10 protein-coding genes are annotated in these 10,853 nt (G+C 62.6%); 5 read left to right on the top strand and 5 right to left on the bottom strand.

What is annotated here, in order from left to right; all coding sequences use genetic code 11:
• The first annotated feature begins 86 nt into the window (after positions 1–86).
• Both MRBLMS1_RS06635 and MRBLMS1_RS06640 read left to right on the top strand, forming a co-directional pair.
• A complete protein-coding gene (locus tag MRBLMS1_RS06635) occupies positions 87–3,320 on the top strand; it encodes a DUF2339 domain-containing protein (protein ID WP_485878475.1) in 3,234 nt (1,077 codons plus the stop codon).
• A complete protein-coding gene (locus tag MRBLMS1_RS06640; protein WP_485878477.1) occupies positions 3,317–4,780 on the top strand; it encodes a DUF3999 family protein in 1,464 nt (487 codons plus the stop codon). The genes MRBLMS1_RS06635 and MRBLMS1_RS06640 overlap by 4 nt, the downstream gene beginning before the upstream one ends.
• A gap of 43 nt (positions 4,781–4,823) precedes the next feature.
• Here MRBLMS1_RS06640 and MRBLMS1_RS06645 read toward each other — a convergent pair whose 3' ends face one another.
• Entirely contained in the window at positions 4,824–5,567 is a 744-nt protein-coding gene (locus tag MRBLMS1_RS06645; RefSeq protein ID WP_034750344.1) for a helix-turn-helix domain-containing protein, read from the bottom strand.
• Between the two features lie 160 nt (positions 5,568–5,727).
• Here MRBLMS1_RS06645 and MRBLMS1_RS06650 point away from each other — a divergent pair, with 160 nt between their 5' ends.
• From MRBLMS1_RS06650 to MRBLMS1_RS06660, 3 genes are read left to right on the top strand one after another with little or no spacing between them, the layout of a single operon-like run.
• Entirely contained in the window at positions 5,728–6,150 is a 423-nt protein-coding gene (locus MRBLMS1_RS06650; RefSeq protein WP_128142355.1) for a hypothetical protein, read from the top strand.
• Positions 6,151–6,176: 26 nt separating this feature from the next.
• A complete protein-coding gene (locus MRBLMS1_RS06655; protein WP_485878479.1) occupies positions 6,177–6,593 on the top strand; it encodes a hypothetical protein in 417 nt (138 codons plus the stop codon).
• 5 nt (positions 6,594–6,598) lie between these two features.
• The gene (locus MRBLMS1_RS06660; RefSeq protein ID WP_034750352.1) at positions 6,599–7,384 is read left to right on the top strand and encodes a DUF2145 domain-containing protein; all 786 of its coding nucleotides are present in this window, start codon (positions 6,599–6,601) and stop codon (positions 7,382–7,384) included.
• Here the strand turns inward: MRBLMS1_RS06660 and MRBLMS1_RS06665 are convergent.
• The 4 genes from MRBLMS1_RS06665 to MRBLMS1_RS06680 all read right to left on the bottom strand — a co-directional run bounded on the left by MRBLMS1_RS06665 (position 7,381) and on the right by MRBLMS1_RS06680 (position 10,846).
• Positions 7,381–8,004 (bottom strand): 4'-phosphopantetheinyl transferase family protein, encoded by a 624-nt coding sequence (locus tag MRBLMS1_RS06665; RefSeq protein WP_485878481.1) that lies wholly within the window; start codon positions 8,002–8,004, stop codon positions 7,381–7,383. The two genes, MRBLMS1_RS06660 and MRBLMS1_RS06665, sit on opposite strands and share 4 nt — an antisense overlap.
• A gap of 132 nt (positions 8,005–8,136) precedes the next feature.
• Positions 8,137–8,733, bottom strand: a complete 597-nt coding sequence (locus MRBLMS1_RS06670) for a hypothetical protein (protein WP_485878483.1) — start codon at positions 8,731–8,733, stop codon at positions 8,137–8,139.
• Positions 8,734–9,006: 273 nt separating this feature from the next.
• Positions 9,007–9,648, bottom strand: coding sequence for a hypothetical protein (locus tag MRBLMS1_RS06675; protein WP_485878484.1), 642 nt, complete (start codon positions 9,646–9,648; stop codon positions 9,007–9,009).
• Positions 9,649–9,685: 37 nt separating this feature from the next.
• The gene (locus MRBLMS1_RS06680; RefSeq protein ID WP_485878486.1) at positions 9,686–10,846 is read right to left on the bottom strand and encodes a serine hydrolase domain-containing protein; all 1,161 of its coding nucleotides are present in this window, start codon (positions 10,844–10,846) and stop codon (positions 9,686–9,688) included.
• Positions 10,847–10,853: the final 7 nt, after the last annotated feature.

The raw sequence follows: 10,853 nt of genomic DNA on the forward strand, positions 1-10,853 counted from the left end.
AACAAAAATCGCCTGTTTCTTGATAATAAGGTAATGTGCGCATACATCGGGCGCCTTCGCCCTGACCATCCAGGAAAGCTGCCCCCATGTTTGGATTGATAACGCTGTTTATCCTTGGCGTGCTGATCACCGGCTTCGTGCTGGTGCTGCAGTACCGCAGAAAAGTGGCCGATCTGGAATTGCTGACGGCGCGCCTGCGCAAGGAAGTCGACGGCATCCAGCAGCGCCTGCTAGCGCTGGAAGGCCGGGACGTAGCGCCAGCTGCCGCGCCTGCCGTGCCCGCTGCCGTTGCGCCAGTAGCAGTGCCGACTCCTGTTCCGGTTCCTGTTCCGGTTCCTGTTCCCGTGCCTGCACCGGCGCCGGTGCAGGTGTCGAAGGCGGCCGTGATCGAACCGGTCGAGCTGGCAAAGGCCGCACCGGCCGCGCCCCTGCCGCCGAAGCCTTCGCCACTCGCGCCACAGGCTCCCGCCAAACCCGCCCCTGCCGCCCCTGCAGCCCCTGCAGCCCCCAACACCCCGTCCTGGATCGCGCACCCGGACGGCCTCGTTGCCAAGGCGAAGAACTGGCTGTTCACGGGTAACCTGGTTGCCAAGCTGGGCTTGATGATTCTGTTCCTCGGCGTCAGCTTCCTGCTCAAATATGTGTCGGCGCAGGTGACCGTGCCCATCGAGTTGCGCCTGGCCGGCATCGCGCTGGCCGACATCGCCCTGCTGGCCTGGGCCTGGCGCATCCGCATCAAACGCCCCGGCATCAGCTTGCCGCTGCAGGGCACGGCCCTGGCGATATTGATGCTGGTGACGTTTGGCGCCTTCCGCCTGTATGAACTGATCCCGGCGGGCCTGGCGTTTGCCGTGCTGTTCGTGCTGACGGCGTTCACTTGTCTGCTGGCCGTGCTGCAAAACGCCGTCTGGCTGGCCGTCTTCGGCATCGTCGGCGGCTTTGCCGTGCCCCTGCTCGTGTCGACAGGCAGCGGCAACCATATCGGCCTGTTCAGCTACTACGCGCTGCTCAATGCGGGCGTCTTCGCCATCGCCCTGAAACGCGCCTGGCGCGTCCTGAATGTGCTGAGCTTTGGCTTTACCTTCGTCGTCGCCACCACCTGGGGCTTGCTGCGCTACACGCCCGAACACTACCTGTCGACGCAACTGTTTTTGATCCTGTTCGTGCTGTTCTACATCGGCATCGCGATTGCCTACTGCGCGCGCCAGGCGCCACGCCTCAAGCATTACGTGGATGGCACCCTCGTGTTCGGCACGCCGCTGGCGGCCATGGGCCTGCAATACGGCCTGGTCCGGCACTTCGAGTTCGGTCTGGCGTTTTCCGCGCTGGTCGCCGGCTTGACTTACACGGGACTGGCCGTCACCCTGTGGCGCCGCACAGGTTTCAAACTGCTGGCCGAAGCCTTCCTCGCGCTGGGCATCGTCTTCGGCACCCTGGCCATCCCGTTCGCCCTCGATGGCCGCTGGACATCCGCCGCCTGGGCACTGGAAGGCGCGGGCATCGTCTGGGTCGGCTTGCGCCAGCGCCAGACCCTGGCCTGGGCCTTCGGCCTGCTGGTGCAGGGGGCCGCCTGGCTGGCCTTCCTCATCGCCATACAGGACCTCAATACGGCAACGGCCCTGCAAGCCAACATCTGGCTCGGCTGCGCGCTGCTGGCCGCCGCCGCGCTGGTGATGGCTTACAATTTCCGCCGCCACGGCAGCCACTTGCATCCTGAATTCATGAGCAGCCTGTCCGTGCTGTTCCTGACGGCCGCCACGGCCTGGCTGCTGGGCGGCATCTGGAGCGAAATCCTGCTGCGCACGGATGCCGCCACGCAACTGAACCTGCTGACCGTCAGCGCGCTGGCAGTAGCAGCTCTGCTGGCGGCGCTGGCGCGGCGCGAACAATGGCATGCGCCGCGCGCCCTGCTGCTGGCCGTACAGGTACTGGCCGGCATGGTCATGCTCAGCCGCGCCAGCTGGGCCTGGGACCAGCATCCGGCCAGCCTGTTCGACGGCTCCTTCCTCAGCGCCCTGCTGCTGGGCGCCGCCGCCTTTGCCAGCGCCCGCTTCCTTGCGCTGCGCGCGCGCGGCGGCGACGCGCTGCTGGCGCTGGCAGCGCGGCCCCTGCTGGTCTGGAGCGGCTTGCTGTGGTTTGCCGCCATCCTCGTGCCGTTCACCAGCTGGCTGCTGCGCCTGATCGACGGCGACCTGAGCATGCAGCCGTACGCGGGCGAGCACTGGCTGGCGCTGTACCTGATCGCCGTGTCCGTCACGACACCCGTGTTCGCCATTGTGGCGCGGCGCCTCGACTGGCCGCAGTTGCGCTGGTTCACCGTGGCCGCCTGGCTCGGCCTGGGCCTGTGGAGCGCCAATATGCTGCTGGCGCTGTACCTGCGCGACTATCTGCTGACGGCCTTGAGCTGGCTGGCTCTGGCCAGCGCGCTGGCGGCCGGCGAATACCTGTTGCGTGCCTGGCCGAAAGCCGGCTGGCAACTCGACGTGCGTGCGCTGCGGCTCTTGCATACCTTGCGCACGGCCGCGCCCTGGCTGATGCTGTGGCCGGTTGGCGCCATGCATGTCAACGCCTGGCTGGCACAGCATGAAGACAGCGTCAGCCCCGCCTGGGCCCGCTACTTGCCGGCCTGGGCCATGATGCTGGTGCTGGCCTGGCTGATCCGCCGCTGCCGCGCGGGCGCCTGGCCGGTGACACCGATTGCCGAGTGGTACCAGCGCACCCTGATACCGCTGGGCGCGCTGTGGTCGCTGCTGCTGATCGCCGCCTGGAACATCTTCGACGACGGCGCCATGGCGCCGCTGCCCTACTTGCCGCTGCTCAATCCGCTGGACTTGAGCACGGGCTTTGCCGTGCTGCTGGCCATTGCCAGCTACCGCCTGCTGCCGGCGCAGCAGCTGCCACTGCCCGCCCTGTGGCAGGCGCGCTTGCCTGCCGTAGCCGCCTGCTGCGTGTATGTGTGGTTCAACCTGATGCTGCTGCGCACGGTGTCGCACTATGTCGGCGTGCCCTATACCTTTGACGCCATGCTGGCCTCGCAGTTCGTGCAAGCGATGCTGTCGCTCGTGTGGAGCGTCACGGCCCTGCTGCTGATGCGCCACGCGGCGCGCCAGCAGCGGCGCCAGCAATGGAGCATGGGCGCCGTGCTGCTGGGGCTGGTCGTTGTGAAACTGTTCCTGATCGACCTGTCCAACGTGGGCGGCATCGAACGCATCGTATCCTTCGTGGGCGTGGGCTTGCTGATGGTCTTGATCGGCTACCTGGCACCCTTCCCCAAGGCTGCCGCGCCAGCGCCAGCCGAACCGCAACAGGGAGCAGCATGAAAACCACCACACTCATGTTCGGCATCGTGTTGATGGCAGGCGCCGCGCTGGCAGCGCCTGGCCAGGAGCGGCCACAGGACTATCGCTGGAGCATCGCGTTGACGCCGCAGCCCGGTGCCGGCCTGAGCCGCATAAACGTCCCCACCGACGTGTACCTGCATGCGCGCTCGGCCAGCCTGGCCGACGTGCGCCTGTTCGACAGTACCGGCAAGCCACTGGCCTTCGCCCTGACGGCCCCGTCCGCGCAATCGCGCACGCAGCGCGACACGCTTGCCATGCGCATCTTTCCCGTCACCGGCAAAAACATCGGCTACTACGAACTGGACAACGTCGATATCCGGACCGGCAATGACGGCCGCCTGCTGTCCGTCACGGCGCGTGGCGGCAGTACGCCCGATGCGGCGCCGGGCTTGCAAGGGTTGATCCTCGATGCGGGCCCGCCCGCCAAGGATAGCCGCATCGGCGCCCTGCAATTTACCTTGCCGCCAGGAACCGATAACTACAATGCACAAGTGCTGCTGGAAGTCAGCGACGACCTGAAACAATGGGATGCCATCGCCACCACCACGCTGAATTGGCTGCGCAACAGCGACACGCAAACCCTGGCCAACGACCGCATCGAATTCGCGCCGCGTGCCTTCCGCTATGCGCGGCTGAGCTGGCAGTACGGCGATCCCATCACTTTCGCCGGCATCGCCGCGCAGCAGGTCAGCGTCACGGCCGTTGCCTCGCCGCGCGCCACCATCGCGCTGAAGGGGACGACAGGCAAGAGCGTCGACGAGCGCCTGTATGCCACGCCGATCGCGATTCCCGCCGACAGCATTGGCTTGCAGCTGGCTGAGGGCAACACGTCCATGCCCGTTACCCTGGGCGTGTATCACCCGGCAAGCGAAGCGCCGCGCCAGCGCCTGCATCTGGGCCCGCGAGCGCGCGCCACGCAGGCCGCCGAATTCGAACCACTGCTCCACACGACGTTCTACCGTATCAACATGGATGGCAAGGAACGGGTCTCCGGTGACTTGTCCATACCCGTCGTGCAAACGGCGCAATGGGTGCTCCGGCCGCAATATCACAGCGGCACGAACCCGCACCTCAACTCCGTCTTGCGCCTGGGATGGACACCGGCAAGCCTGGTGTTCCTGGCCAGCGGCAAGGGGCCTTATCAACTGGTCTTCGGCAGGAATGGTGCAACGCCGGCAGCGTTGCCGCTGTCGCAGGTCGCGCCCGGCTTCACGCAGGAGGAATTGCTGGCGCTGCCTGTCGCCACGGCAGCCAGGGTGGTGGCGCTGACCAGCGACGCTCCCATCGAGAAGACGCCGGACGGCGCAGGCTTGCGCCTGGCCGCACTGTGGACCGCGCTCCTGCTGGGCGTGGCCGTGCTGGGCTTTTTCGCCTGGCGTTTGCTGTCACAGATGAAAGAGGAACAAGGCAGCACCCAAGGCAGTACCGACAAGCAGTAAGCTTAGCCACAACATTCACCGCTTGAGCGCGCTACTCGCAGGCTCACTGCCGCAGCAGCGCCTTGAACGTCTGCGGCATCCAGGGACGTGCCGCCAGCATGAAGCTGATGGCCAGGCGCTCGTTGCCAGGCAGGCGCGCGTCTTCCTGATGTTGCTGCGAGAATTCCACCGCCACTTGCTTCAGGCGTTCCAGCAAGGCGGCCGTGGATTTCTTCGACAGCATCACGTTCACCAGGCGTAGCAATTCCGTCTCGCCATCGAACTGCGAATTCAAATAGTCGCCATAGGCTTCCTTTTTGAAATACGTGTGGATGGGACCATTCGGTATCCACGCAAACGTGCGGGCCACAAGCAGTTTGACCCGGTTATTCGGCAGCAGTTCCAGAAAACCGATCTTGTCGAGACGCAGCAGGTATTTCACGGCTTGCGCTTCGCTGATGTCGTAGATGGCGACGATCTGTTCCAGCGGCAGCAAGTTCAGTGCGGAGACGGCCACCACGAACAGCCGGGTGTCCTCGATGATTTCCTTTTCCTGCGCATACGTCAGCCCCGTGATCAGGGTGGGCGCGGCCTGGGCTGACTGCACGGCCAGCGCCAGCTGCTGGAAATCGCTGCCGATGGCCACCAGGATCTGGTCCAGCCGTTGCAGGGTAAATTGCTTCTGCGAAAACATCCGCTTGACGCTGGCTTCGGACACGCCGATACGCTGGGCCAGCTCGGCATACGTGACGGAACGCGCTTTCAACAGGCGTTTCAAGGCTTCGATCAAGGCGTGGGTTTGCGGCATGCACTTCCTTTATAAAAAAAGCATCGATTCTGGCGGCAGAAAAGTAGCGCAATATGCTACTTGCGGTATGCTTTCCCGCTACGAGTAGCGTATTCATTGACCAATTGCCCACAGTCTACAATGATGGCGTTGCCACTTGGCACACTTGAAGGAGAAACACATGAAACGCCTGCTGCCCCTCTGCTTGTCCCTATCGCTGTTGACGCTCTCCGCGGCCGCTCCCGGCCTGGTCCACGCCGCCGCTTCCGAGAATCTGTCGAAAGGCTCGCAAAACCTCAGCGAAGGTTCCGCCGTGGTCGTCGCCGGCTCCATGTCGATGCTGGTCGCCTCCGGCCAGGTAGTGGTTGCCAGCGTGGAAACGGTGGGCGAAGGCATCGTCATCGTGCTCAAGGGCGCATCCGAAGCCGGTGGCGCCTCCATCCAGATGAGCGGGCAAGCGGCCAGGGGCCTGTCGCTGGCGGCCGGCACCGTGGTCAATGTGGTGGCGATGTCCACCGGCCATATGCTGGTTCTTTCCGGCAAGGCCATCGCCTTCATCCCGAACGAACTGGGCAAGGCGCTGCTGCACCACTCCAAAGTGTAATCACCAATAAAGAGAACGGACATCCCATGAAACATCTGCTCGCCACCGCCCTGCTGTGCGCCGCCACCGTGGCGCCGCTGGCCCAGGCCGCCAACTCCGACACCACCAACGCCTCCGACAACGCCAGCATGGCCTCGGCCATCGTGTTGGTCGGCTCCATGTCGGTGATGGCCGCTGCCGGTGAAGTCGTCATCGACAAGGTGGAAGACGCGGCCGACGGCAGCGTCCTCATGCTCAAGAGCGCGGCCAGGGGCGCCTCGCAGGCGGCCACGGCCTCCGTCAAGCTGAGCCAGAAGGCTGCGCAAGGCCTGTCGCTGGCGGCCGGTACGGTAGTCAAGGTGGTGGCAGTCTCGACGGGACACATGCTGGTGCTGTCGGGCAAGGCCATCGCCTATGTGCCGAATGCCGCCGCCAATGCGATTCTCCACCATTCGAAAGCGTGAACCCCATGAAACGCCTGACCGTGATTCTCATCAGCCTGGCCCTGGCCGGTACCGCCCATGCGGGACGCTCGTGCGAAGAAAAGCAAACGGACGCGACCACCCTCGTCAAATCGATGGATCTGGCGCAAAAGACCCTGCAGGCGCTCGACGCTTCGGGCGCGCAAGTGGCGCTGCTGGCGCGCGCCGGGCAAGACTTGTCAAAGTACAATTTGCGTTATTCGCACATGGCGCTGGCCTGGCGCGACCACCCGAAAGGCCGCTGGCTGGTGGTGCATGAACTCAATGAATGCGGCACGGCGCAATCGTCGCTGTACAACGAAGGCTTGGGCAATTTCTTCATGGATGATGTGTTCATGTATGAAACCCTGATTCTGGTTCCCGGCCAGGATACGCAGCAGCAACTGGTGCGCCTGCTGACGTCGAACACGCCCAAACGCCTGCATGAGCCGCACTACAATATGCTGGCCTACCCGTTTTCCACCAAGTACCAGAATTCGAACCAGTGGGTGCTGGAAACCCTGGCCGCCGCCAGCAACGAGCCTGGCAAGATCGAAACGCGCGCCGAAGCGCAAGGCTGGCTGCGCAGCGCCAGCTACGCACCGCAAACGCTGAGCATCCCCGCCGCCACGCGCCTTGGCGCGCGCATGTTCCGCGCGAATATCGCGTTCGACGATCACCCGTTCGAGCGCCGCATGACGCGCCAGATCGACGTCGTCACCGTCGACTCCATCGTGCGCTTCATGCGCCAGCGCGAGCCCAAGGCGCAGGAGATCGTCGTGCGGGGGAATTAGCCCGACACCAGGCCCGGCACGATCAAGGCGGGCGCCTGCGCCAGCGGCGCCGCGCTGCACAGCACGATGGACAGCTCGGCATGCGCCAAGGTCACGCAAGCGCCCGCGTCCATGCCCAGCTTGTAGCGCGCCTCGGTCTCGCTCCAGCGCTGGTAAAACGCCGCCATCCGCGCTTCAGGCGGCATGCTTTCCAGCTCGGCGGCCACATCTGCGCCAAACGCCTCGCGGGCCAGCGCCAGCACGTCGCGCCGCGGGTCGCGCAGCTCAATATCGAGTCCCAGCCGCGTAGTACCGCTCAACGCGCAGGCGACCCAGTGGCTGCTGTGCGAAATGCTGAAGTGCGCCCCCTCCGCGGGCGACAGCAGCCGCGGCGCCTGACCCGGCCTCTCTTCCAGCACGATGGATTCCGGCGCCACCTCCAGCAGTTTCCCCATCGCTACGCGCAGCAAGGCGCGCCCCAGCAGGAACTGGCGCTGGCGCAGCGGCCGCACAAAGCGTGCGTAGCGGGCCGCTTCCGCCTGCCCCAGCCAGGCCGCATATCGGCTGAGCTGTGCAGTTTCAATCGGGCGGATATCGAGCAGCCAGATGCTGGCGCCGCTACTGGGCAAGGCTGGTGGCATGACAAGGTCGGGATAGGCAAAGGCGCAGTCTGCCACAAATTGCCAGCATGCATGTGGCAAAAAAATGGCAGCGCGGTTGTCCGTCGCTGCCATTCTCAGCAGGTCTGCAGGCGCTTGCGCGCCGCGCCCGTCCTAGTTCGTCATTGCTGCTTCGACCGCTTTATTGTCGGCGCCCGTCGGACCGCCTTCGGCACGTACATAGTTGGCCTTGATGTAAGCACTGGTCAGGTTGGCGATGCGGGTCAGCATCAGGTTATCGTGCACGCCGAGAGTGAAACCGGCCGCCATGGCGCCCGCGCGCTGGAAGAATTCCGGTGTCGCCACCAGCACACCCTTGCTATCGCGAATCATGACGCGCATGCGCACGCCCGAGCTGCCTGCCAATGGGCCCAGGAATACACGCTTGGCGCCGCTCTTGAACTCCATCTCTTCCACAATCGGCTCGATGATCAGCACGCGGCCATTGGCCGGACCCGCATTCCAGGCCGTCAGTGATTCGGCCAAGTCCTTGCGGATATTCTGATCAATTTTCGCCATGCCGGCCTGATTACCCGCGTAACCTGCGGCAAACACCGTCGGCTTGACTTCGATACGGCCAAACGACGAAAACGCCTCTTTCGGTGCCGGATTTTGCGTCGACGACGCCTTGATACTCGTGGCACAACCTTGCAGCATGGACACTGACAGCAATGCGCCTGCCACGATGACAGCTTTTGATACTTTTTGCATATTCTCTTTCTATTTTTATTGGAATGATTTTGAAGCACCATCGGTCTGCCAGATGGCGCCCGCCACCGATTGGGACGACTTCCCTGCTGCTTGCTTATCTGCTACTTACTTGCTACTACCTGCTTTCAACCTCACGAACTCTTCCTTCAAGGCCATACCCGTCATCATCGTGCCGTCCCGACATTCGCATGCCGTGGCGCTGAAATGCTCACTCAGTACTGAACTGGCGCTGCCGCCGCGGCCACACAAACTGCGTCGCGCCACAGCCACGTATCAATCAAATCCTGCCAGGACTTTATAGCTAATTTCAGTATTACTCGCGTGCAGCACTTCCAGCCTTGCCCCCTTATAGCCCAGGATCATGGATTCGGACAAATCGTAAGTCACATCATTACTGAACGCCGGCCGTGCCATGTTGCGATCGAATTCACGATACCCCAGGGTGATCTTGTCACCGATACGACCGCTGTAAATCAAGGTGCTCTGAAAACTCGCCTGTTGATAGTTCGTCGTGACGCCCATCACGTAATCGAACTTTGCACACGGCGCACGTCCAATGCATACGGAACCATCCTTGCTAAACAGATGCAGCTTGTTATGCTTGGCAACGGTGCCCTGCGCATTCGCGATCACCACGCCGCCAAAGGTTTGATATTCTTCCTTGTCTGCAATTTGCGGATACGTTCCCTTACGCACAACAAACTCGCCGAGAGGCTGGTCCTGCGCCAGAATCAGCGCCCGCGTTTCCAACGCATCGCTCTTGGTCAACATTCTTTCGCCAATACCGATGGTTACCACCGTGCCCGCTTGCGGCAAGGTCGTCTGGTAGGCGGACCGCGGCACCGGCCGGCTCTTGCATCCTGAAATGGCAAGACTACACATCATCACGAATAACAGCTTAAAACCATGTTTCACGACTACTCCATTAGTTATCTTAACCGCAATTTTACATTTAAATAGATTTCCGTTTGGAAATTCTCAACAACAAACGGTGGCCAATGCTATTGGTCCAGTTAAAGCTGTTTTGCAATACCACCACGCCCGTCCGATTCTTGACATCGAGACCGATATAGCTTGAGTAGCCCGCCACGAAACCCACCTGATAGGTAATTTTATTGCCATCGATATCATCCACCAGCCAGGCCAGCGCCGCCGCCTCGACTGGCCGGTCGACACGCACGCTCAAAGTGTCCTGCAAGGCGCGGTCCAGCACCGGATCATCACTACCCCGGATATTCGCCCGTGCATAGCGCAACAAATCATTCGCCGTCGAATACAGGGCAGCCGAGCCCGTCAACACATCGGTAAACTCCCAATCCGGCGCTTCGCTTCCGCGCCGCATGAATTTGGGCTGATCGCCCACATGACCATGGGCACGTGCGGCAAAGCCAGGCAATCCCTGTGGGCGATAACCGGTGCTAGCGAGTGCCAGTGGTTGCAATATGGTTTCCTGCACCAGGGCATCCATCTTTTTGCCGGTACGCAGTTCCAGCACATGTCCGAGCAAGCCATAGCCAATATTCGAATAATTGGGCGCCGTCGTTGCGGGCGCATCAAAATCGGCAAGGTAGGCCAGCAGATATTCGCGGTCAAAATGCCGGTAAAAGCTGGCCCCCGTAAACAGATACTCCACGAAGTACAGCAAGGTTTGCGGCGTAAATGGCTGCCGTGGCAAGCCCGATGTATGCGTGACCAGTTGCAGCAAGGTGATCTTGCGTGCGGAGTCGCTCAGTGGCGTACCGGGTGGCAGCAACTGTTCAAGGGTGTCGTTCCATGCGAACACACCCTTCTGTACCAGTACCGCCGTCGTGGCGCTCAAAAAGCCCTTGCTGACCGAACCGACGGCAAACAGGGTGTCGCCGTCGGGACGATGGCCGCTCACCGCATGTTCGGTCGTACCGTAGCCAAAGCTCTGCGTGCTGCCATCGGGCAGCACAACACCGACCACCAGTCCTGGCGTAGTACCGTTGTCAATCAATGGCTGTGCCAGCGCATCGACTTCCTTGCGCAGATCGCCGCTGATGGCGTAGCGCTCGCTCGATGCATTGTCAGAATCGATTTCCATCCGTGACAGGGTGCCACATGCCGTCAGCGCTGCCAGTGTCGCCACCATGCATGCA

Origin of the sequence: Massilia sp. LMS1-1-1.1, from assembly GCF_040815535.1 — a bacterium.
Classification (GTDB): Bacteria; Pseudomonadota; Gammaproteobacteria; order Burkholderiales; family Burkholderiaceae_D; genus Janthinobacterium; species Janthinobacterium aestuarii.